Here is a 21,284-nt window from a genome sequence, read left to right on the forward strand (position 1 = left end):
TCCGCAGTGGATTTCACCCGTTTTTTTGCTGGTTACCGCTGGCCCGGTTTATTCTTCGCTTCACAGACTTAAGGGAGATGCGCTTTGGAAGATTACATCATCTGGTTTGATCACCTGGGAATGTCCGACGTAGACCGGGTTGGTGGCAAGAATGCTTCTCTCGGTGAAATGATCAGTAATCTCGCCAACGCAGGTGTTACGGTCCCGGGAGGTTTCGCCACAACAGCCTACGCCTACCGCGAATTTCTGGCCACCGACGGGCTGAAGGACAAAATCGACAGTGCCCTGGATGCGCTCGACGTCGATGACGTTAACGAGCTGGCCCGGGTCGGGGCCCAGATCCGGCAGTGGGTGATTGACACCGATTTCCCCGAGCCACTGGAGCAAGCCCTGAAAGAGTCTTACGCCATGCTTCAGGCCGGTAACGAGAACATGGCCGTTGCCGTGCGCTCATCTGCGACGGCGGAAGATCTCCCCGATGCGTCATTTGCCGGACAGCAGGAAACCTTCCTGAACGTGGTTGGCCTGGAGCAGGTCCGGACCTCCGTAAAGGAAGTGTTTGCATCCTTGTTCAACGATCGCGCCATTTCCTATCGTGTACACCACGGTTTTGATCACAAGCTGGTGGCGCTGTCCGCCGGCATTCAGAAAATGGTTCGTAGCGAGACCGCTGCCAGTGGCGTGATGTTCACGTTGGATACCGAATCCGGTTTCCGGGACGTGGTTTTCGTTACCGCGTCCTATGGATTGGGTGAAACGGTGGTGCAGGGTGCGGTGAATCCGGACGAGTTCTACGTTCACAAGCCGACTCTGCAAGCCGGTCGGCCGTCCGTGTTGCGCCGCAATCTGGGCAGCAAAGCCATCAAGATGGTTTACCATACCGATCCCAATGCCGGTGAGTTTGTTGAAACTGTCAAAGTCGAGCAGGAAGACCGTAACCGTTTCAGCATCAATGATGCCGAGGTTGAAGAACTGGCCAAGCAGGCCATGATCATCGAACAGCATTACCAGCGTCCGATGGACATTGAGTGGGCGAAAGACGGTGACGACGGCAAGATCTACATCGTTCAGGCCCGACCGGAAACCGTCAAGAGCCGGGCCTCGGCCAACGTTATGGAGCGCTACCTGCTGAAAGAGACTGGCAAGGTGCTCGTGGAAGGGCGGAGTATTGGCCACAAGATTGGCAGCGGGCCGGTCAAAATTATTACCAGCATTAACGAAATGGATCGGGTACAGCCCGGGGATGTGCTGGTCACCGACATGACTGACCCGGATTGGGAACCCGTCATGAAAAGGGCGTCGGCCATTGTGACCGACCGTGGCGGGCGTACTTGTCACGCGGCCATTATCGCCCGTGAGTTGGGTATTCCCGCTGTGGTTGGATGCGGCGATGCGACCGAGATCCTGAAAGATGGTCAAGACGTCACGGTATCCTGTGCCGAAGGCGACACCGGAATGATCTATGAGGGCGCTCTGGACTTTGAGCTGCGGGAAAATACTGTCGACTCCATGCCCAACATTCCGTTCAAAATCATGATGAACGTGGGCAACCCGGACCGGGCGTTCGATTTTCAGGCTCTGCCGAATGAAGGTGTGGGTCTTGCCCGCCTGGAATTCATCATTAATCGAATGATCGGCGTGCATCCCAAGGCGTTGCTGAACTTCGACAGTCTGCCGAGGGATGTCAAGCAGACGGTAGAAAAGCGAATTTCCGGATACAGCTCTCCGGTTGATTTCTATGTCGACAAGCTCGTCGAGGGCATTTCCACATTGGCTGCGGCGTTCGCCCCGAAAAAAGTCATCGTGCGCCTGTCCGACTTTAAATCCAATGAATATGCGAATCTGATTGGCGGCACCCTGTACGAGCCGGATGAAGAAAACCCCATGCTCGGTTTCCGCGGGGCTTCCCGCTACATCTCCGATACCTTCCGCGATTGCTTCGAGCTTGAGTGCCGTGCACTGAAGAAGGTACGTGACGAGATGGGCCTGACCAACGTTGAGGTGATGGTTCCGTTTGTACGCACCGTGGGTGAGGCTGAGCAGGTCGTGAACCTGCTGGCTGAAAACGGTTTGAAGCGCGGAGACAACGGCCTCCGTGTGATTATGATGTGCGAACTTCCGGCGAACGCCTTGCTGGCAGATCAGTTCCTGGAGCACTTTGACGGCTTCTCCATTGGCTCTAACGATTTGACTCAGCTGACTCTGGGGCTGGACCGCGACTCTGGAATCATCGCGCACCTGTTTGACGAGCGGAACGACGCCGTTAAAGCGCTGCTGTCCAATGCCATTCAGGCGTGCAAGAAGGCCGGGAAATACATCGGCATTTGCGGACAGGGGCCTTCAGATCATCCGGATCTGGCCAAGTGGCTGATGGATCAGGGTATCGATACCGTGTCGCTGAATCCGGACTCCGTGCTGGATACCTGGTTCTTCCTCGCGGACGAAAAAATCGACTGAGTCTGTATCAAGAAAAGGAGAGCAAGACGTGGCAGACATTATTACTCCGGACCTGTGTGATGAGTTTCCCGAGGTCAAGGTCGTAGAGCCCGGCTTCATCAACTACGGTGGTAACCGTGCCTTTGGCGGTGAGATCGTCACCGTGAAGTGCTATGAGGATAATTCGGTCGTCAAGGAGCAGGTAGGCCTGCCCGGAAACGGCCGCGTGATGGTGGTGGATGGTGGCGCTTCCAAGCGCCATGCCCTGCTGGGCGATATGCTGGCAGAGAAAGCCGCGAACAACGGCTGGGCAGGCATTATCATCTACGGCTGTATCCGAGACGTGGACGAGATTCGCAAGACGCCCCTGGGCGTTCAGGCGTTGGGTACTCAGCCAAGAAAGAGCGAAAAGCGGGGGTTGGGGGACTTGAATGTAACCCTGACTTTTGGAGGTGTTACCTTCGAGCCGGGTCAGTACGTCTACGCGGACAACAATGGGATTATTGTGTCCGAGAAGCCTCTGGTGTGAACCATAAACCCGAAGCGGCTGACCACCCGCTTCGGGTCGCTAATTCTTGATTAGCTTACTTCCTGAATGGTCAGCCCCAACATGTAGCCTTGATCGCTTTGCTCACACCAAAGCACTTCACAGACAGTTTCCAGCGCCGGGATTGTGTCGCCATTCGAGCGCAGGACTGTCGTCAGTTCCTCTCCGACTTTTACCTCGCGTTCTACCTGAGCCTTCATCCCTGCGGCGCTCAGGTCCCGGCAGACCCCGGTGAAGCGGTTGCCGTACGCATCGGAAATCTCGATCTCAGAGTTCACCTGCATGCGGTGAAAGTCCCGTTTCTCCGAGTAGTCCTTCATGCGGTTAGGCCCAGTTGTCGGTTTTTCGTGTCGGTTTGAGCATCGGGATAAGCAGTGCGAGCACCACACCAGCCAGCACGAGGCCTGCTCCCAAGAGCATGAAGTCTGATTCCTTGCCGGCTTCGAGCCGTTCATTTTCGGCCGTCAGCACTTCAAGGTCGTTCCGGATTTTTTGGTTCTCTTGCAGTAATTCTTTATTACGGCGCTCCAGATTTATGGAGTCCGAGGCAATGCTTTTGATGCGCTGAAGCTCTTCTTTCAGGTTCTGAGACTGGTCAGACAGAGAGGCTTCAGACGATTCCAGAGCATTCCGCTCTTTGGTGGTGGTGGCGAGCTGTTCCTTGACCTGATTCAGTTCGTTGCGAGCCTGTTCCAGCTCCTGATTCGCCCGGCGTAGCAGGTCTGCGGCGATCGGGGTGTCGCTCAAGTACTGGCTGGAAACCCAGCCTTCCGTGCCCTTGGGAGTGCGGACCCGTGTGTAACCGCTGTCGGTCGTTTCAAGCACTTCCAGAGGGGTGCCGCTGGGAACGGCATTTTCGATAATGCGGAACTGAGTGCCTGCGCCAGCGCGGACTGGCAGATAAATCTGGTCATCAACCCATGCAGTTTTCGCCTGGGCCTGTGCCGTACAAGCTAGGACAAGAAGCACACTGAAGAAGACGCGGAAGGTTGTCACTGGTTCGTTTCCCTAATGTGAACAGAGTTAAATATGACAGATCAACAGCCTGCAATTCTGTCACAGATGGCGGCATGATCAATATTGCCGCCATTACGATAAGCTCATGGAGCCTGCGCCGTTTTAAGGCAGAACGGCCTTGAAAGGCTTCACAACAACGTGCTTGTAAACACCGGCTTCAATGTAGGGGTCAGCATCGGCCCAGGCCTGGGCATCCTCCAGTGAGTCGAAATCTGCAATAACGAGGCTGCCGGTGAATCCCGCTTCGCCGGGATCGGGTGTATCAATGGCTGGGTGGGGGCCCGCAACCAGCAGGCGGCCTTCGTTCTTCAGCAGGTTGAGCCGGTCAAGGTGCGCTGGCCGTGCTGTCTGGCGGAGAGGGAGGCTGTTCTCAATATCCTCGCTGATAATGGCGTAGTACATGCGGGTCTCCGTTTGGTGGTATTTGCAGTGGAATTGACTTTACAGGCGGTGCCCCGAGCCGGCAGGATGACGACTAGTGCGCGCTCGGTGCGCTTTTCCAACTGATTCAGGACTGTTTGTGACTATACCGCAAGACCCCCAGTTGTGCATTGATCTGCACTGCCACAGCACGGCCTCGGATGGCGCTTTGCACCCGGCCGATCTGGTTGAGCGTGCGGCGGGTAGGGGTGTCACTCATCTGGCGCTCACTGACCACGACACCATTGATGGACTTGAAGAGGCTCAGGCGGCGGCCAGCCGGCTTGGGGTCAGGCTGGTGCCCGGGGTTGAGCTCTCCTGTATCTGGAAGAGTCGGACGATCCACATTGTGGGCCTGGATTTTGATCCGTCGAACGAGTTGTTCCTCAAGGCCATGGAAACGCAGAAGTCCAATCGCTGGGCCCGGGCCCGCCAGATTGCTGATCGGCTGAGCAAGCTCGGGGTTACCGATCTTCTCGGCTGCGCCACGGAGTTCTCCGCTGGCGACGTGCCGGGCCGCCCTCATTTTGCGCAAGCCCTGGTTGCGGCCGGTGTGGTGAGTAATCAGGCTCAGGCGTTCAAGCGCCACCTCGGGGCTGGTAAGCCGGGCGATGTGAAGGCGTTTTGGCCTGAGCTGGAAGAAGTGGTGAGCTGGATCAGCGCAGCCGGGGGAATCGCGGTGTTGGCCCATCCGAGGAAGTACCAGATGACCGCAACCAAATTGCGGCAGTTAACGGGTGATTTCCGTCGGGCTGGTGGTCGCGCACTCGAGGTGTCCACCTCGGGTCAGTCGAGCGGTGATCTGGGTTTCCTGGCAGAGCTGTGCCGTCGCGAGGGTATGCTGGCTTCTCAGGGCAGTGACTTTCACTTTCCCGGCGCGCCCTGGTGTGAGCTGGGCCGGATAATGAAAATGCCAGACGGGCTGGAGCCGGTCTGGCATTATTTCAAAGCGCCTGTGGGAGTACCCGAACCGGTTTAATCCGGGGCGTGGAATTGCAGGTAGAGGTCGGTCAGAGCGTCAGGAATCGCATCGGCCATCTGCTGCGACAGCTTTTCGCTCTTGCGGGCGTTCTCAAAGTCTTCGTCCTCGAACAACCCTGACAGTGTCAGCATTGGCACCAGCAGATCCGCGATTTCCTCTTCGGATGCAACTTCCAGCCACTCCTCCTCGTATTCCAGGAAGGTGTCAACAAAGCCCGCGCACCAGTTCTCCAGTGCGTTCATCGGATCACCGTCTTCGGGCTCCGGCAGTTCCAGTGATTGGCCCATATCAAGGGCATGGGCCATACCCTGGCTGAGCTGCTCAGCGCACCGCTTGAAGGTTTCCGGAACGCCATTGTCGGGCACGTGTTCACTGCCCGTGGCGAGCCGGAAGGTGTCTTCTGCTGATAGCGTCACCGGGCCGACGACACTGGCACATACCACCCCGTGCAGGCCAAAGAAGTCGAGGGCGTCTTCGCCCCAGGGCTCAGCAAACAGAATGTCTTCCAGTGCTTCGATGTCGGAATTGGATAGCATGCTCAGTTGCTCCCGGCCTTTTTCGCCGCTTCTGCGGCCCGTTGGCGTTTGCGAACTTCCCTTGGGTCATTGTAGGCCCGCCCCGGCGTCACTGGAACGTCGGGCTCTGCTGGCTTCGACGTTTCAGTGGGCTTTTCGGCTGATTTCGCTTGCTGTTTTTCAGCCGGTTCCTGCTTTTCGGGCTTCGGGTCAGGCTTTTCCTGGGCCGCCGGCTTTTCCTGGGCTGTCGGCTTTGGCTCGGGTGCCGAAGATTTAGCCGGCGCTTCCTTGGTTTGCCCTTCAGCCGGTTTCGCAGTGTCGACCGTTTGTGTGGCTTCAGCGGCCCCCGTCTTATCGGTCTCAGCAGTCGGTTTCGAGGGTGCTTTATCGCTGACCGGTTCCTGCTTGGGAGCCGGGGCGGGCTGCTGCTTGGCTTCAGGAGCCTGTTCTCTGGCCGGTGCCTTGGCCTCGGCGGCAGGGGTTTTTGCCGTTGCCGCGGAGGCGTCTGTGTCGCCCTCAGATTTGGCGGGAGTCTTCGCCTTGTCCGTCGCTGTCTTCGACGCTGCCGCCTCGTCCCGAGCCTTGTTCCCGTCGACGCGCTCTGACGTCTTCGGCGCTTCGGCTTTCACGGGTGCCTCTGGGGCTACTGCGCCGTCCTGTGCCTTATCGTCACTCCGTCTGGGCTTGGTGTCTCCGCCGTCTTTCGGCTGGCTGGCGTTTTTGCCGGTCGCCTCGGATTTGGCTCTGCGTTGAGCACGAGGTTTCTCAGCACGTTCGGGCGCTTTTGTCGTCTCGTCGGTTTTGGCTGCCTTCTGTTCGCCGCTCTCGGCCGTGTTCGCCGGCTTGGCCTCCGGGGCCTGGTCGGATGGCTTCTGAGTCGGTGTCTGTTCGGGCTTTTCTGTTTTTTCCGTTTTTTCGGCCTTGGCTGGCTCTTTTGCCGCGGGTTTTTCCTGCGGCGCAGGTGCCTGCGCTTGTTGCGGCTGTGGGGCCTCATTCACGGCAGTCTGGGCAGTCTCGTCTGAACTGCGAGGTTTTTCTGGCTGAGTGTCGCGCTGATGCTTTTCGCTGCGTGCGTTTTTACGCTCCGCTGGCGTTGTGGAGGGCGCTTCGCTCGGCGTGCCATCGCGTCCGCGCTGGCGTCGCGGCTTGCGCTGCTTATTTTCAGCGCCCTGCTTTTCGCCACTTGCGGGCTTCTTGGCAGTTTCCTGCTGGCCCTTCTGCTCGCGGTTGTCTTTCTGTTCCCGCTGCTGCTTGTTGCGGTTACGTCCGCGACTTTGGCCGTCCTTGCGACCGTCCGCACTCTTGGATTCGGGACCCTTTTCCGCGCTTTGACGGCTCTGTGGCTTGCGACTCTGATCTTCGCTGCGATTGCGGTTGCGCTCACGGCTGTCATCGGTGCGGCTTTGCTGTCCGCCCTGGCGACGCTCACTGCCGCTCCGCTTACCACCCGAGCGTTGGTCGTCTCGTGCTACACGGGTTTTCCGACGGTCTTGGCGGTGCTGGTTCCGACGGTCTTCCCGGCTAGCACTGCCTTGCTGCTGAGCCTCTTGGGGCTGTTCATCTTCAGCCCCGAAGAAGTTGGCGATCTTGCGACCAAGACGACGGAACAGGCCGGTTTCCTGTTCTGCGGCCTGTGCCGGCGCTGCCTCGCTTGCGGTTGCTGCCGGTGCTGGTGCCTTGGGGCGAATGGCCTTAACGGCAGCTTGTTCGCGTACCGGGCGCTCAGGCGATGCAGTAACTAAGGTTTCTTCTTCGCGCTCGTTGTATTCCAGGGCTACCTGGTGACTGGAAACGTGCTCGGGTGTTGTTTCGTCTTCGCGAAGACGAAGTACCTCGAAATGTGGCGTTTCCATGTTCGGTACTGGTACAACCACAACGCTGACTTTTTGCAGGCTCTCTATATCGGCGAGCTGTTTGCGTTTTTCGTTCAGCAGGAAGGTGGCGACAGAGACTGGAACGACCGCGCGGACTTCGCCGGTTTTCTCTTTGGAGGACTCTTCGTAAATCAGGCGCATGATGCTCAGCGCGAGTGATTCAATGCCGCGGATTGTGCCCTGGCCTTCACAGCGGGGGCAGACTTCGCTGCGGGTTTCGCCAAGAGACGGGCGCAAGCGCTGACGGGACATTTCGAGCAGGCCGAAGCGAGAAATCTTGCCAACTTGCACTCGTGCCCGGTCAATCTCCAGGGCTTCGCGGATTTTCTGTTCCACTTCGCGCTGATGCTTGGCAGGCGTCATATCGATGAAATCGATCACGATGAGGCCGCCCATGTCCCGCAGGCGCAACTGACGGGCAATCTCTTCGGCTGCTTCCAGATTGGTTTGCAGGGCGGTTTCTTCGATGTCCTGGCCCTTGGTGGCGCGGGAGGAGTTGATGTCGATGGACACCAAGGCTTCTGTCGGGTCGATGACGATCGAGCCGCCGGACGGAAGTTTTACTTCGCGCTCGAAAGCGGTTTCGATCTGGCCTTCGATCTGGTACCGGCTGAACAGCGGGATCTCGTCCTTGTAGAGCTTGATCTTGTTCTCGAAGGTGGGCATCACCGCACGGACGAAACTCAGTACGTCTTCGTACACGTTGGCGGCGTCAATCAGAACTTCGCCGATATCCTGGCGAAGGTAATCGCGCACCGCACGGATAATGACGTTGCTTTCCTGGTGAATCAGGAAAGGTGCCTTGCGCTCGCTGGCAGCCTGGGTAATGGCTTCCCAGAACTGCACCAGGTAGTCCAGATCCCACTGAAGTTCTTCGGTATTCCGGCCGATACCCGCCGTGCGCACAATGATCCCCATGGATTTAGGGACTTGCACGTCGTTCATGGCTTCCTTCAGTTGCGTGCGTTCTTCGCCTTCGATCCTGCGGGAAATGCCTCCGGCCCGCGGGTTGTTGGGCATCAGTACCAGGTAACGCCCGGCGAGTGAAATGAACGTGGTGAGTGCTGCACCTTTGTTGCCGCGCTCTTCCTTGTCGACCTGGACAATCACTTCCTGGCCTTCGGAAACCGCGTCTTTGATGTTGATCTTGCCTTCGATCTGGCCCGGCGATTTCTTGAAATACTCTTTGGAGATTTCTTTCAGGGGCAGAAAGCCGTGCCGTTCAGCACCGAAGTCGACAAAAGCGGCTTCCAGGCTGGGTTCCACGCGGGTGATGCGACCCTTGTAGATGTTGGCCTTTTTCTGCTCGCGGGAGCTGGACTCGATGTCGAGATCAAACAGGCGCTGGCCGTCAACCAGTGCAACGCGCAACTCTTCGGGGTGAGTTGCATTAATGAGCATTCTTTTCATGGAGAGAACGGATTCCTGTCGTTTAGTGTTGACAGAAAACCGGAGGGGCTCGCATCAGCGAAGCGGGATGTGCGTGCCGCGGACGAACGCGCCCTTTGGGCGCGGGTCGGCGGCCAGACGAATCAGGCCCCCTGGGCCGTTGATTCCGTTGGTGTTAAACCACCGCCGACGGTTCGACTGCCCTGTGGCAGTGAGAGGTCGATAGAACTGCTTGTCTGTTGACGCATGTTATCCGTTTTCAGGTTCACTCAGGTGCCTGGGTCTCACGTCGTATTTCATCTCTGGACGGCCCGGCCCTGCGCGACAATGATTCTTCGCTATGTTGCCCGTCGGTTTTCCGCACGGTTGTGTCTTCCACCCGGGGCAGGGGGACGGCTCTTGCTGGTCCAACCTGAAATACCGGGGGTACTTCCTTTGCCGGGCCCCGATAGCGAATGGGGCGCGGCGTTCAAACTCTCGAGTAGTCTCTGTATACTTCTGCCGCTGCGGTTTCTGGTGTGTGTTTCCAGCCCGTAGACATTCGGCAAAGCACGCCGGAATATAACAGTATTCCAGGTGCTGATCAATCCTGCATTTATTTGTCAATAAAGGAATTTCATGGCTCGCCATCCCCGGCCGAAAAAGCCTGCCCACAAACGCCCTGAAAAGGCCGCTCCGATCTCGCGCGAACCCCGGCAAGCGGTTGCATCTGCGGGGCGTCAAGAACCCCGCAAAGGGGGTGAGGTGCATCAGGGTGTGCAGATGGTAACGGTTGATGAGGATGCCGCAGGACAGCGAGTGGATAATTTTTTGCTGGCGCAGCTGCGCGGCGTGCCAAAGAGCATCATTTACCGTGTTGTCCGAAAGGGGGAGGTCCGGGTCAATAAAGGGCGGGTCAAGCCGGACACCCGCCTGAAGCAGGGGGATCAGGTACGAATCCCTCCGGTGATCCGGAAGGAAAAAGCACCGCAGGTGGCTCCCGGCAATCGGGTCCAGGGTGTTATGGAGCAGGCGGTTGTTTTTGAGAATGAGCAGATGCTTGTGGTCAATAAGCCGTCCGGCATTGCGGTGCATGGTGGAAGCGGGCTGAGCTTTGGGTTGATCGAAGTGCTCCGTTCGGCGCGGCCGGAGGCGCGGTTTCTCGAGTTGGTTCACCGGTTGGATCGCGATACGTCGGGTCTGGTGATGGTCGCAAAAAAACGCTCTGCACTCCGGTTTCTGCAGGATGAGCTGCGCCAGAAGCGGATTCAGAAGACCTATCATGCCCTGGTGGCCGGGGATTGGTCGCAGGAAATCCGCAAGGTGGATGCCCCCTTGCTGCGCTACGAAATGCCCAACGGGGAGCGGCGGGTAAAGGTCGATGAGGGGGGTAAGGCTTCGCTGACCACCTTCCGGTGTCTGCGCCGGTTCGCTGGTTACAGTCTGGTGGAAGCTTCTCCGGTCACCGGCCGAACCCACCAGATTCGCGTACACTGCGCTTTCGAAGGTCATCCAATCGCCGGTGATGACAAGTATATGGATGATGTCAGTTTAAAAGCGTTTCGCGGAGCTGGTGGCCAGCGGTTAATGCTTCACGCCCGGGCGCTGGAGTTCAGGTTGCCCGATAGCGGGGAGGCTCTGAAATTAGAGGCGCCTTACGATGAGGCGTTCGAGCAGATGTTGCGTCTGCTCGAGGCGCGCAACAGGAATCAGTGAATGGATATTAAGGCAGTTATTTTCGATTGGGACGGTACGCTCGTGGACTCCGTCGATCACATTGCGGACAGCCTGCACCAGGCGGCGACCGAGCTCGGTTACCCTGAGCTTGAGCGGGAGGCCTACCGGGATATCATCGGGCTTGGGATGATAGAGGCGCTGGGGCGGCTCTACCCCGGGATTGATCGGGACGAAATGCTGGCGATCCGCGAGCGTTACGCAGCCTATTTTTTCAGCAAGGTGACAACGCCGCAGAATGTGTTCGAGGGCATGGCGGATGTCGTGTCGGACATCCGCCGGTCTGGGCTGGGCTGTTCGGTGGCGACCGGAAAAAGTCGCCGTGGGCTCGAGAGTGCGCTTACCTCCAGTGGTCTGGGGGCGCATTTTGATATTACCCGCTGTGCTGACGAGACGCGTTCCAAGCCGGATCCCAAAATGCTTGAGGAAATTCTTGAATTTTATGGGCTTGAGCCGGCGGATGCTGTGATGATTGGAGATACGCGTTACGATCTTGAAATGGCGCAGCGAATCGGTATGCCTGCTATCGGCGTGGAGTGGGGCGTGCATAAGCGTGATGTCTTGGGCGCCTACGACCCACACGCGATCGTGAGTAGCGTGCCGGATCTGAGAGTGGCACTTGGATTATAAGAAACCCCTACTTTGTGGTTGATGGAGTGAGTGCATGAGTGATTGGGAATCTGAAAAGTCGCCGGAGTGGGGGGATAAGCCTGTTGCTTCTGGGCGTTCGGGGGCATCTGATGGTGGAAGAGTGTCGCCGGAATCTAGTCGTGACTGGAAGCTGATCGAAAAGCTGGTGCTGTCAATGCAGGCGGAGCAGCGCAAGAGTCGCCGCTGGGGAATCTTCTTCAAGTTCCTGACCTTTGCATACCTGTTTGGCTTGCTCCTGCTGTTTAAATTGCCGGTAAGTGACACGATCGAGGGGGCAACGGGGCAGCATACCGCTGTGGTTCAGGTGGATGGGCCCATAGCTGCCGATGAATTGGCCAGTGCTGACAACATCGTCGGGTCCTTGCGCACTGCGTTTGAGGCGGAGAATTCAGCAGCCGTGGTACTGCGCATAAACAGTCCTGGTGGAAGCCCGGTCCAGTCCGGCTACATATACGATGAAATTCGCCGCCTACGTGAGGAGTACCCGGACAAAAAGGTGTACGCGGTTATCTCCGATATTGGTGCCTCGGGTGCCTATTACATTGCCTCTGCCGCGGATGAAATCTACGCCAATCGCGCCAGCCTGGTCGGGTCTATCGGTGTGGTGGCCGGCGGCTTTGGTTTTACGGATGTAATGGACAAAATCGGTGTTGAGCGTCGCTTGTACACTGCGGGCGAGAACAAGGCGTTTCTGGACCCCTTCTCGCCTGAGCGGCAAGAGGAGGTGTCATTCTGGAAGGATGTGCTTGAAAACACCCATCAGCAGTTTATTGATGCGGTGAAAACCGGCCGCGGTGAGCGTCTTGCGGAGGACGAGCGTCTGTTCAGTGGTCTGGTGTGGTCGGGTGAGCAGGCCGTGGAATTAGGTCTGGTCGATGGCTTGGGGAGTACGTCGTGGGTGGCGCGCCAGTTGGTGGGGGAGGAGGAGTTGGTGGATTACAGCCACCGTAAATCCCCGCTGCAGAACCTGGTTGACCAGTTGGGTGTCGCTTTTGGTGAGGGATTCGCGGCCCGGATTCTGGATTCCCGCTTGGAATTGCGTTAACGCTGGATTGCTGTTGGCTCCAGCAGAGGGTTGCGGCCCCATTGTCTCAGCATATCGATCAGGGCGATCAGTGGCAGCCCGATCAGGCTGTTGGGGTCGCGTCCGGCCATTGACTTGAAAAGCGTGATGCCGAGTCCTTCCATTCGGAAACTTCCCGCGCAGTCGTAAGGCTCTTCCCTTCGGAGGTAAGCCTCTATTTCCGCTTCGCTGAGATCTCGGAAGTTTACCGAGAAGGTTTCGCAATGCACCTGAAGACTGCTGGTGCTGGTGTCCAGCAGGGCCAGCCCGGTCATGAATTGAACGCATTGGCCGCTGCTTTGCCTTAGCTGTTCGACAGCGCTTTGGTGTGAGCCGGGCTTGTTCAAAAGTGTGCCATCGGGTAAGCAGGCTACCTGGTCAGATCCGATAATCCAGTGGTTGTCGTAGTGGGCGGCCAGCGCCCGGGCTTTGCTTTCCGCCAGTCGGGTGGCCAATTGTTCGGCGTTTTCGCCGGGCTGCGGGGTCTCGTCAATATCCGGGCTGGCGCACTGGAAGGGAAGTTCCAGGCGAGCAAGCAAGGCCCTGCGGTAAGGTGAGGAGGAGGCCAGCATTAATGGGCGTTCGGTCATGGTGAATGGCTCTTCGGTCGTTAACGGGGATGGCGTCATCGTAGAATACACCTACCCACGCGAAAACCCCGGTGAAAACATAACGAAGTCTTTGACACCGGGGGATCACCCCCCTAAAATTGCGCGCCTATGTCAAAAGCGTCTTGCGCCGGTTTGCCAAAATCTGTCGACCCTTACAAGTTGGCGGAACAGAACAGCACTCTGGAGGGAGAGATTCCTCTCAGTGCTTTGTCTCGTTTCCGGGAAGCTGTCCTGGAAGTGGGGGAAGCGGCTGTGTGCAGCGTCAAACTGTCTTTTTATATGGATGGCGAGCGAAGACGTATTGTTTCGGGTGAGCTGGAAGCGCCAGCAACCTTGGAATGTCAGCGGTGCATGGGGCACATGCAGACCACGCTGACTTCTCGGTTCACGCTCGGGCTGGTTACCAGCGACGAGCAGGCGCAACGGTTGCCGAAGGATCTCGAGCCGTTTCTGACGGATGACTTCAGTGCGGATCTGTGGTCGATGGTGGAAGACGAGCTGTTGCTGGTTCTGCCGCCGTTTCCGCTGCACGAACGGGCTGAATGCCCGGCTGATGAAGATCTGGAGGCCTTGGAGCCCAAGGGAGCGCCTGAGCAAGGCGACGCCCCGGCCAAGGAGAATCCTTTCAGCGTGCTGGCGGATCTCAAGAAAACGAAACATTGAGCAGGTGTGTGCTCCTCAGTGGGGCGCGCATCGGTACGAACACACACTAGCTTTACGTAATAAAAGGTCAGGAGCAAAATCATGGCTGTACAGCAAAACCGAAAGACCCGTTCCAAGCGTGGCATGCGCCGTTCCCACGACGCTCTGAGCGCCGCCACTCTGTCCACCGATGCGACAACTGGTGAAGTGCATCGTCGTCACCACGTCTCTCCGGACGGTTTTTACCGTGGCAAGCAGGTAGTAGAAGCGCGCGACGAGTAAGTCCCGTATGAGTTGCGCCGCCCGGTATCGGATGGATAAACGGTGAAACCGGTTACCATCGCATTAGATGCCATGAGTGGTGATCGCGGCGCCGGCGTTGTGGTAACTGCAGCGCTGGATGCGGTCCGCGAAAATGAAGCCTTGAGTCTCATTCTGGTAGGTGTCCGGAGTGAACTCGAGGCTTTGTTGTCTGGAGAGCACAGTCGTATCCGTATTGTGGAGGCGGCCGATGTGGTGCAGATGAATGAGCGTCCGTCTCATGCTCTTCGCCACAAGAAAAACTCCTCGATGGCGATTGCGCTTGGGCTGGTTCGTGATGGCGAGGCCCAGGGCTGTGTCAGTGCCGGCAACACCGGAGCCTTGATGGCCTTCGGGCGGTCCGTGATCCGGATGCATCCAGGTATCGAGCGTCCGGCGATCTGCAAGCTGATTCCCTCCCTGCGTGGTCGTTGCCACGTCCTTGATCTTGGTGCCAATGTCGATGCCAGCGCCGAGAATCTGTACCAGTTCGCCTTGATGGGATCTCTGATGGCGTCCGCCATCTCGGGTCAATCCGAACCGCGTGTGGCGTTGCTGAATGTCGGTGAAGAGGAGATCAAGGGTAACGAGCAGGTGCGCCTGGCATCTCACCTTCTCGCCCAATGCGATACTGTCAATTACATCGGGTACGTTGAGGGCAGCGACTTGTTCCGGGATGTCGCCGATGTCGTGGTGTGTGATGGCTTTGTCGGCAACATTGCCCTGAAAACCGGCGAAGGCGTCGCCGGTTTGTTGATTGATTTGATAGAGCAGGCCTTCAGTCGCGGCCTCTACGGGCGATTTGTCGGATTTCTGGCCCGCCCGATAATTGGCCGGCTGCTGAGGTTGATGGATCCGGCGCGCCACAACGGAGCCAGTCTTCTCGGTTTGCAGGGGGTGGTTATCAAGAGTCACGGAAACGCCAATGAGCGCGCCATGCTGGCGGCCATCCGTCAGGCCGTCAGGGAGGTGGATATGGAGGTTCCCCGGCGCATCAATGAGCGTCTTGACGACCTGTTGATATAGCCTACTGAGACTAAAGTCTGTCTGGCTCCGCGCCTTATTTTGAGCATAATTGCGCCAACTTTTACTAATCGCTAATCCTCTGAAATCCCCATTCACGTTAAGATCTCGCTTATGAAATCTGCATTTATCTTTCCAGGACAGGGTTCCCAGTCTGTTGGTATGTTATCGGACGCTGCGGCATGGCCGGTGGTGACCGAGACGTTTGCCGAGGCATCGTCAGCGCTGGGTTTTGATCTCTGGCAGGTATGCCAGAATGGCCCCGCTGAAGAACTCAACCAGACCACCGTTACGCAACCGGCATTGCTGACAGCCAGTGTTGCGCTCTGGCGTCAGTGGTGCCAGGCGGGCGGTCCGAGGCCAGACTTGGTGGCCGGGCATAGTCTTGGCGAGTACAGTGCTCTGGTGGTGGCTGAAAGTCTGGGGTTTGCCGAAGCAGTCAAGCTCGTTCGTCTTCGTGGCGAGCTGATGCAGGGCGCAGTACCCGCCGGTGAAGGAAAAATGGCGGCGATTCTCGGGCTGGAAGACCAGGACGTGATTGCCGCTTGTGAAGGCGCGGCACAGGGCGACGTGGTGTCAGCGGTTAATTTCAACGCGCCCGGTCAGGTCGTGGTAGCCGGTTCTGCGGCAGCAGTGGATCGTGCCATCGACGCCTGTCGGGAGAAGGGCGCGCGCAAGGCTATGCCGTTGCCAGTGAGTGTGCCGTCTCACTGTGCCTTGATGAAGGACGCGGCCGAACAGCTGGCCGAAGCTCTTGAGGGCGTCTCGTTTAATGACGCTGTCATACCTGTTGTCCAGAATGTCCACGCAGCGCCAGAAACCGACGCGGCAGCGCTCCGTGCGAATCTCGTGAAACAGCTGTACTCTCCGGTGCTCTGGACCGATTCGGTTCGCAGGCTGGTGCAAGAGGGCGTCACGGTTGCAGCGGAGTGCGGTACCGGAAAGGTACTAGCCGGACTTGCCAAGCGTATAGACCGCAGCCTGGCTGTGCACGGCCTGGAAAATCCGGAGGCGTTTGATGGCGCGCTGGGCGCATTCAACAAGTCATAACGGGTGGAGCAATACATGACGCTTGAAGGTAAAACCGCACTGGTCACCGGAGGAACCCGGGGGATTGGCAAGGCGATTGTTCACGCGCTGGCCAGCCAGGGTGCAGAGGTGATCGGCACGGCCACCAGTGAAGAGGGCGCCCAGAACATTTCCAAGGCGCTGCGTGATGCTGGCCTGAAGGGCTACGGTATCGTTATGGATGTCGCAGATCCGGCGAGTATCGATGCCGGGTTGAAGGAGGTTGCCGAGAGATCCGGCGCTCCGGTGATCCTGGTCAATAACGCAGGGATTACCCGTGATAATCTGCTGATGCGCCTGAAAGACGATGACTGGACCTCGGTGCTCGACACCAACCTGTCCAGTGTCTATCGCACCAGCAAGGCTGTGTTGCGCGGGATGGCGAAGGCTCGCTGGGGGCGGATCATCAATATCAGTTCGGTGGTTGCCGGCATGGGGAACCCGGGGCAGGGCAACTACTGCGCAGCCAAGGCAGGGGTTGAAGGTTTTACCCGAAGCCTCGCCAAGGAGATGTCAAACCGGGGAATTACCGCAAACTGTGTGGCTCCGGGCTTTATTGACACCGACATGACAAAAAAACTGGACGACAAGCAGCGTGAGGCTATGCTGGAAATCATACCAGCGGGGCGTCTCGGTGAACCGGACGAAGTCGCGGCTGTGGTGGCTTTCCTGGCTTCGAACGCAGCCGGCTATGTGAGTGGTGAAACCATTCACGTGAACGGCGGAATGTACATGGGATAATTTCGACCAGGGCGCAAGCCCTTGTCGCACAAGATGTTTAACCGGCTCCCTGCTTGTTTGCGGGTAGGGTTTAATCTAAACTTGCAGCACTAAAGTTGCTTGGTAGAAACACAAAGTGAGGACATTATGAGTACAGTTGAAGAGCGCGTGAAGAAGATTGTTTGTGAACAGCTGGGCGTGAAAGAGTCCGAAGTTCAGAACACCTCTTCTTTTGTTGAAGATCTTGGCGCTGACTCACTGGACACCGTTGAGCTGGTTATGGCTCTGGAAGAGGAATTCGAGACTGAGATTCCTGACGAAGAAGCCGAAAAGCTGGCGACCGTTCAGGACGCGATTGACTACATCGTCGCCCATACCTGATATCCCGCTGCTTTACTAGAGCCAGGCATAAAGCCGTCCTTTCGTTAGACTAAAGGGCGGCTTTTTTATTGGTTTGAAATCCGGTTCAATCAGTGGCCGCATCGACACAGAACTTCAGGTGAAATGGGTTATGAGTAAACGACGGGTTGTCATTACGGGAATGGGCATGCTGTCCCCTCTGGGAAATGACGTTGAGAGCTCCTGGGCCGGTATTCAGGCTGGGCGCAGTGGCATCGGCATGATCGATCGCTTCGACGCTTCCGAATACAGCACGCGAATCGGCGGCGCCGTGAAGAATCTCGATCTGGAACCGTGGCTGTCGCCCAAGGATGCGAGAAAGCTGGATGCCTTTATTCATTATGGTCTGATCGCGGCCCAGCAGGCAGTGGATGATAGCGGGCTGAGCGATTACGACCAGCTCGACAAGCAGCGCGCAGGTATCGCTATCGGTTCGGGGATTGGCGGGCTGGAATTTATCGAGAAGAACGTCCTGAGTATGGACAAGTCCGGGCCACGCAAAGTGTCGCCGTTCTTTGTGCCCGCGTCCGTGATCAATATGATTTCAGGCAATGCTGGGATTCGTTTTGGCTTTCAGGGGCCCAATATTGCGATCGTCACGGCCTGTACCACCGGCACGCATAATATCGGCTACGCCGCGCGTACCATTGCCTACGGCGACGCCGATGTAATGCTGGCAGGCGGCTCTGAAATGGCCACCACCCGCACCGGTATTGCGGCATTTTCGGCAGCACGGGCGCTGTCGACGCGCAACGACGAGCCAGAAAAAGCCAGCCGTCCGTGGGATAAAGACCGTGACGGGTTTGTTCTGAGCGATGGTGCCGGTGTTCTGGTGCTTGAAGAACTCGAGCATGCCAGGAAGCGTGGCGCGACAATCTACGGTGAGGTGGTTGGTTTCGGCATGAGTGATGACGCACATCACATCACCGCGCCTCCGGAAAACGGCGAGGGTGCAGCCCGCTCAATGCAGTGCGCACTGCGAGATGCCGGCATGAGTGCGGATGAGGTGGATTACATCAACGCGCACGGAACCTCAACACAAGTTGGCGATGTGGCCGAGGTCAAGGCGGTCAAGAGTGTATTCGGTGGCCACGCGGACAAGCTGGCGATGAGCAGTACCAAGTCGATGACCGGTCACTTGTTGGGTGCCGCGGGCGCCGTCGAGGGTATTTTCTCGGTGCTGGCAGTTCGGGATGGCGTGTTGCCGCCCACCATTAATCTGGATAACCCAGACGAGGGTTGCGATCTGGATTTTGTGGCCAATCAGAGCCGCAAGTCGGATGTCCGCGTTGCGCTGTCGAATTCGTTCGGCTTTGGCGGAACTAACGGAACGCTGATCTTCAAGCGTTACGAGGACTGACCCCTCCGATGCTCAAGCTTTACTGGGCAGACGAATCCGGTCTGCCCGCCGGTGATCGTGGGCTTGCCTACGGTGATGGCCTGTTCGAAACGATCCGCATGAAAGGTCGGCAAGGCGTACTGCTCGGGCGCCATGTCGAGCGTATGGTCAGAGATGCCGGCCGCCTGGCTATACCGGTTACCCGTCAAGAACTTATCTCGGTCTGCCGACAAGCCGCAGACCGGTTTGGAGCCGGTCCTGATGATCAGGGCTGGGTGCTCAAACTGACCCTCACCCGAGGCACCGGAGGGCGGGGCTACCGCCCTGAACCCACGGCACAACCCAATCTTCTGGTTGCGGCATCCGGTCTCCCGCCGATTCCTTCGCCCGAGGGTGTCTGGGCGGACTTTTCACCCGTGAAGCTGACGGTGAACCCGCTGTTGGCGGGCATTAAATCCCTGAATCGTCTTGAGCAGGTGATGGCCGCCCGGGATCTCACCGATGATCGGTTTGAAATGCTCATGCTCGATAGTGAAGGGCAGCTGGTGGAAGGGACCCGAACCAACCTTCTTGTACGGTTTGATCAGGGCTGGGTGACGCCCCCGCGCACGTCACTGGCGGTCGCCGGAGTCTTGCGTGAATGGCTTCTGGAGCAGCTTCGCAGTCGGGGTGAGACGGTGGCCGAGCGCCCGCTGGCTGTGTCCGACGTGGTTGGCCCGGATTGCCGCGGCCTGTTTTTGCTCAACAGCGTGCTGGGAGTGGTACCGGTGCGCGGCGTCGCAGACCACGAGTTGCCTGTATATAGCGGACTTGCGACAATCTTCGACCTCAACGAATTACTGGAATAAATCTTTTGTTTAAGAAGTTACTTATTGGCTTAGTCAGTGCGGTCATTCTTGCCGTAACCGGAACCGGCCTGTGGCTATCACAGGGGTTAAACACACTCGAACAGCCCGTCGTTCTCGACGAGCCGGTTCTGTTCAACGTTCCCAAAGGCGCTGCGTTTGTTCAGGTTGCCCGCAAGCTCGAGAGTGAGGGGTTGATAGAGCGGGGGCTCTGGTTGCGGGTACACGGACGACTGAACCCCGATCAGGCGCAGATCAAGGCCGGTGAGTATGAATTCACCTCTGGCATGACACCCCGGGAGATGCTGTCGGCCATGGTGGCCGGCGATACCAAACAGTGGGCGGTCCAGTTTATTGAAGGGTGGACCTTCGCGGACATGCGTGCGGCACTGGCCAGCCACGAGCGCCTGAAAAAAGAAACCACGGACTGGACGGATGAGCAGATCATGGAGGCAGTGGGAGCTGAAGGTGAGCACCCAGAAGGCCGCTTCTTCCCGGATACCTATCTGTTTACCAGCTCCGAATCGGATCTTGATCTGCTCCAGCGCGCCTTTGACACCATGTCAGACGTGCTGGCGAAGGAGTGGGCGGCTCGGGAAGAAGGATTGCCTTACGATTCGGCTTACGAGGCTCTGATCATGGCCTCCATTGTGGAGCGCGAAACCGGTGTGCCTTATGAGCGGGATCAGGTGGCGGGCGTGTTTGTCCGGCGTCTGCAAAAGGGCATGCGCCTGCAGACGGACCCAACCGTGATCTACGGCATGGGGGATAAGTACGATGGCCGGATCAGAAGCCGCGATCTGCGCGAGTACACGCCGTATAACACCTACCGCATCAACGGGCTTCCGCCGACGCCGATTGCCCTGCCGGGCCGGGGCGCGATTCATGCGGCGCTCAATCCGGCTGAAGGCGAGGCGCTGTATTTCGTGGCCCGTGGCGACGGTACTCACAAGTTCTCCAAAACCCTGAATGAGCACCAGAAAGCCGTGCGGGAATACCAGCTCAATCGCCGCAAGGATTACCGTTCTTCACCGCCGGTGCAGGAAGCCGACGGTGGAAATGGGGGCGCCGGATGACTCAGCGCGGTCTGTTCATTACCTTCGAGGGAACCGAAGGCGTTGGCAAGTCGACCCAGCTGGCCACCGCTGCTGACACCCTGGCTTCCCTGGGTGTCGACTTCATCCAGACGCGGGAGCCCGGCGGCACCCCAATGGCGGAGTCCATCCGGGAGCTTCTGCTGACGCCTCGTGAGGAATCGGTGAACGAAACCACCGAGCTGCTTCTGATGTTTGCGGCCCGGGCCCAGCATCTGCACACGCGGATATTGCCGGCGCTGGCGCGCGGGCAATGGGTGCTGTGCGATCGCTTCACAGACGCAACCTTTGCTTATCAGGGCGGTGGCCGCGGCGTAAGTGAAGACCGCATCGCCCAGCTGGAAACACTGGTTCAGGGCGAGATTCGTCCGGACCACGTGGTGCTGCTCGACGCACCGGTGGAAACCGGAATGGCGAGGGCGAAGAACCGCGGTGAGCTGGACCGGTTCGAGCAGGAGGCTGTGTCGTTTTTCCAGCGAATCCGGGATTGTTATTTGCAGCGGGCGAACACTGACCCGCGCCGATATCATGTGGTGAATGCGGTCGACTCGCTGGAAAACGTTTCGGAGCAGATCCGGGCCCTGATGTGCAAGTTTCACTCTAATCTGCTTTAATTTCCCCATATTCTCGGGATTT

Annotated in this window: 22 protein-coding genes; 16 read left to right on the plus strand and 6 right to left on the minus strand. The window is 58.0% G+C overall.

From position 1 onward, the window contains the following. Positions 1-120: 120 nt before the first annotated feature. Together ppsA and rraA are read left to right on the plus strand one after the other, a co-directional pair. Positions 121-2,457: a phosphoenolpyruvate synthase gene (ppsA, locus tag LPB19_RS09570; RefSeq protein WP_407943957.1), complete on the plus strand. Its 2,337-nt coding sequence runs from the start codon at positions 121-123 to the stop codon at positions 2,455-2,457. Positions 2,458-2,485: 28 nt separating this feature from the next. After that, positions 2,486-2,965, plus strand: coding sequence for a ribonuclease E activity regulator RraA (gene rraA, locus LPB19_RS09575; RefSeq protein WP_206642700.1), 480 nt, complete (start codon positions 2,486-2,488; stop codon positions 2,963-2,965). A gap of 50 nt (positions 2,966-3,015) precedes the next feature. Here rraA and LPB19_RS09580 read toward each other — a convergent pair whose 3' ends face one another. The 3 genes from LPB19_RS09580 to LPB19_RS09590 all read right to left on the minus strand — a co-directional run bounded on the left by LPB19_RS09580 (position 3,016) and on the right by LPB19_RS09590 (position 4,402). After that, complete coding sequence (locus LPB19_RS09580) at positions 3,016-3,303, minus strand: PilZ domain-containing protein (RefSeq protein ID WP_206642701.1); 288 nt, start codon at positions 3,301-3,303, stop codon at positions 3,016-3,018. Positions 3,304-3,307: 4 nt separating this feature from the next. After that, the gene (locus LPB19_RS09585; RefSeq protein ID WP_206642702.1) at positions 3,308-3,979 is read right to left on the minus strand and encodes a TIGR04211 family SH3 domain-containing protein; all 672 of its coding nucleotides are present in this window, start codon (positions 3,977-3,979) and stop codon (positions 3,308-3,310) included. Between the two features lie 123 nt (positions 3,980-4,102). Beyond that, a complete protein-coding gene (locus LPB19_RS09590; protein WP_206642703.1) occupies positions 4,103-4,402 on the minus strand; it encodes a YciI family protein in 300 nt (99 codons plus the stop codon). A 118-nt stretch (positions 4,403-4,520) separates the two neighbouring features. On the opposite strand from LPB19_RS09590, the gene LPB19_RS09595 reads away from it, so the two are divergent. Continuing rightward, positions 4,521-5,399, plus strand: a complete 879-nt coding sequence (locus LPB19_RS09595) for a PHP domain-containing protein (RefSeq protein ID WP_206642704.1) — start codon at positions 4,521-4,523, stop codon at positions 5,397-5,399. Here the strand turns inward: LPB19_RS09595 and LPB19_RS09600 are convergent. Together LPB19_RS09600 and rne are read right to left on the minus strand one after the other, a co-directional pair. Beyond that, a complete protein-coding gene (locus LPB19_RS09600) occupies positions 5,396-5,938 on the minus strand; it encodes a YecA/YgfB family protein (RefSeq protein ID WP_206642705.1) in 543 nt (180 codons plus the stop codon). The two genes, LPB19_RS09595 and LPB19_RS09600, sit on opposite strands and share 4 nt — an antisense overlap. 2 nt (positions 5,939-5,940) lie before the next feature. Beyond that, complete coding sequence (rne, locus tag LPB19_RS09605; protein WP_206642706.1) at positions 5,941-9,201, minus strand: ribonuclease E; 3,261 nt, start codon at positions 9,199-9,201, stop codon at positions 5,941-5,943. Positions 9,202-9,942: 741 nt separating this feature from the next. Between rne and rluC the strand changes: the two genes are divergently transcribed. The 3 genes from rluC to LPB19_RS09620 are packed head-to-tail and all read left to right on the plus strand — an operon-like array spanning position 9,943 to position 12,589. Beyond that, positions 9,943-10,875 (plus strand): 23S rRNA pseudouridine(955/2504/2580) synthase RluC, encoded by a 933-nt coding sequence (gene rluC, locus LPB19_RS09610; RefSeq protein ID WP_407943958.1) that lies wholly within the window; start codon positions 9,943-9,945, stop codon positions 10,873-10,875. Then, positions 10,876-11,523, plus strand: coding sequence for an HAD family hydrolase (locus tag LPB19_RS09615; protein WP_206642708.1), 648 nt, complete (start codon positions 10,876-10,878; stop codon positions 11,521-11,523). Between the two features lie 34 nt (positions 11,524-11,557). After that, the gene (locus LPB19_RS09620; RefSeq protein WP_206642709.1) at positions 11,558-12,589 is read left to right on the plus strand and encodes a S49 family peptidase; all 1,032 of its coding nucleotides are present in this window, start codon (positions 11,558-11,560) and stop codon (positions 12,587-12,589) included. Here LPB19_RS09620 and LPB19_RS09625 read toward each other — a convergent pair. Beyond that, on the minus strand, positions 12,586-13,197 hold the full coding sequence (locus tag LPB19_RS09625) for a Maf family protein (RefSeq protein WP_206645755.1): 612 nt from the start codon (positions 13,195-13,197) through the stop codon (positions 12,586-12,588). The two genes, LPB19_RS09620 and LPB19_RS09625, sit on opposite strands and share 4 nt — an antisense overlap. Positions 13,198-13,326: 129 nt before the next feature. Between LPB19_RS09625 and LPB19_RS09630 the strand changes: the two genes are divergently transcribed. The 10 genes from LPB19_RS09630 to tmk all read left to right on the plus strand — a co-directional run bounded on the left by LPB19_RS09630 (position 13,327) and on the right by tmk (position 21,262). After that, on the plus strand, positions 13,327-13,881 hold the full coding sequence (locus LPB19_RS09630) for a YceD family protein (RefSeq protein ID WP_206642710.1): 555 nt from the start codon (positions 13,327-13,329) through the stop codon (positions 13,879-13,881). A gap of 81 nt (positions 13,882-13,962) precedes the next feature. Then, on the plus strand, positions 13,963-14,142 hold the full coding sequence (gene rpmF / locus LPB19_RS09635; protein WP_092021471.1) for a 50S ribosomal protein L32: 180 nt from the start codon (positions 13,963-13,965) through the stop codon (positions 14,140-14,142). 72 nt (positions 14,143-14,214) lie between these two features. Beyond that, a complete protein-coding gene (gene plsX, locus LPB19_RS09640; RefSeq protein ID WP_266097060.1) occupies positions 14,215-15,186 on the plus strand; it encodes a phosphate acyltransferase PlsX in 972 nt (323 codons plus the stop codon). Positions 15,187-15,297: 111 nt separating this feature from the next. Further along, positions 15,298-16,233, plus strand: a complete 936-nt coding sequence (gene fabD, locus LPB19_RS09645) for an ACP S-malonyltransferase (protein ID WP_206642712.1) — start codon at positions 15,298-15,300, stop codon at positions 16,231-16,233. Positions 16,234-16,248: 15 nt separating this feature from the next. After that, on the plus strand, positions 16,249-16,992 hold the full coding sequence (gene fabG, locus LPB19_RS09650) for a 3-oxoacyl-ACP reductase FabG (RefSeq protein ID WP_206642713.1): 744 nt from the start codon (positions 16,249-16,251) through the stop codon (positions 16,990-16,992). A 126-nt stretch (positions 16,993-17,118) separates the two neighbouring features. Then, entirely contained in the window at positions 17,119-17,352 is a 234-nt protein-coding gene (gene acpP / locus LPB19_RS09655) for an acyl carrier protein (protein ID WP_097461099.1), read from the plus strand. Positions 17,353-17,482: 130 nt separating this feature from the next. After that, positions 17,483-18,730: a beta-ketoacyl-ACP synthase II gene (gene fabF / locus LPB19_RS09660; RefSeq protein ID WP_206642714.1), complete on the plus strand. Its 1,248-nt coding sequence runs from the start codon at positions 17,483-17,485 to the stop codon at positions 18,728-18,730. 8 nt (positions 18,731-18,738) lie between these two features. Further along, positions 18,739-19,557 carry an aminotransferase class IV gene (locus LPB19_RS09665; RefSeq protein WP_206642715.1) on the plus strand — a complete coding sequence of 273 codons (819 nt, stop codon included), beginning with the start codon at positions 18,739-18,741 and terminating at the stop codon, positions 19,555-19,557. A gap of 5 nt (positions 19,558-19,562) precedes the next feature. Next, a complete protein-coding gene (gene mltG / locus LPB19_RS09670) occupies positions 19,563-20,630 on the plus strand; it encodes an endolytic transglycosylase MltG (protein WP_206642716.1) in 1,068 nt (355 codons plus the stop codon). Continuing rightward, positions 20,627-21,262, plus strand: a complete 636-nt coding sequence (gene tmk / locus LPB19_RS09675; protein ID WP_206642717.1) for a dTMP kinase — start codon at positions 20,627-20,629, stop codon at positions 21,260-21,262. Before mltG ends, tmk begins: the two co-directional genes overlap by 4 nt. Positions 21,263-21,284 lie beyond the last annotated feature (22 nt).

The sequence above is a fragment of the Marinobacter salinisoli genome (assembly GCF_017301335.1).
Lineage (GTDB): Bacteria > Pseudomonadota > Gammaproteobacteria > Pseudomonadales > Oleiphilaceae > Marinobacter > Marinobacter salinisoli.

Excerpts from the sequence above, each read along its gene's own strand:
- LPB19_RS09665 (WP_206642715.1), top strand. The coding sequence starts at position 18,739 with ATGCTCAAGCTTTACTGGGCAGACGAATCCGGTCTGCCCGCCGGTGAT.
- fabG (WP_206642713.1), top strand. The coding sequence starts at position 16,249 with ATGACGCTTGAAGGTAAAACCGCACTGGTCACCGGAGGAACCCGGGGG.
- LPB19_RS09625 (WP_206645755.1), bottom strand. The coding sequence starts at position 13,197 with ATGACCGAACGCCCATTAATGCTGGCCTCCTCCTCACCTTACCGCAGG.
- rne (WP_206642706.1), bottom strand. The coding sequence starts at position 9,201 with ATGAAAAGAATGCTCATTAATGCAACTCACCCCGAAGAGTTGCGCGTT.
- LPB19_RS09590 (WP_206642703.1), bottom strand. The coding sequence starts at position 4,402 with ATGTACTACGCCATTATCAGCGAGGATATTGAGAACAGCCTCCCTCTC.
- plsX (WP_266097060.1), top strand. The coding sequence starts at position 14,215 with ATGAGTGGTGATCGCGGCGCCGGCGTTGTGGTAACTGCAGCGCTGGAT.
- acpP (WP_097461099.1), top strand. The coding sequence starts at position 17,119 with ATGAGTACAGTTGAAGAGCGCGTGAAGAAGATTGTTTGTGAACAGCTG.
- LPB19_RS09580 (WP_206642701.1), bottom strand. The coding sequence starts at position 3,303 with ATGAAGGACTACTCGGAGAAACGGGACTTTCACCGCATGCAGGTGAAC.
- rpmF (WP_092021471.1), top strand. The coding sequence starts at position 13,963 with ATGGCTGTACAGCAAAACCGAAAGACCCGTTCCAAGCGTGGCATGCGC.
- LPB19_RS09600 (WP_206642705.1), bottom strand. The coding sequence starts at position 5,938 with ATGCTATCCAATTCCGACATCGAAGCACTGGAAGACATTCTGTTTGCT.
- fabF (WP_206642714.1), top strand. The coding sequence starts at position 17,483 with ATGAGTAAACGACGGGTTGTCATTACGGGAATGGGCATGCTGTCCCCT.
- rluC (WP_407943958.1), top strand. The coding sequence starts at position 9,943 with ATGGTAACGGTTGATGAGGATGCCGCAGGACAGCGAGTGGATAATTTT.
- LPB19_RS09620 (WP_206642709.1), top strand. The coding sequence starts at position 11,558 with ATGAGTGATTGGGAATCTGAAAAGTCGCCGGAGTGGGGGGATAAGCCT.
- LPB19_RS09630 (WP_206642710.1), top strand. The coding sequence starts at position 13,327 with ATGTCAAAAGCGTCTTGCGCCGGTTTGCCAAAATCTGTCGACCCTTAC.
- ppsA (WP_407943957.1), top strand. The coding sequence starts at position 121 with ATGTCCGACGTAGACCGGGTTGGTGGCAAGAATGCTTCTCTCGGTGAA.
- fabD (WP_206642712.1), top strand. The coding sequence starts at position 15,298 with ATGAAATCTGCATTTATCTTTCCAGGACAGGGTTCCCAGTCTGTTGGT.
- LPB19_RS09615 (WP_206642708.1), top strand. The coding sequence starts at position 10,876 with ATGGATATTAAGGCAGTTATTTTCGATTGGGACGGTACGCTCGTGGAC.
- tmk (WP_206642717.1), top strand. The coding sequence starts at position 20,627 with ATGACTCAGCGCGGTCTGTTCATTACCTTCGAGGGAACCGAAGGCGTT.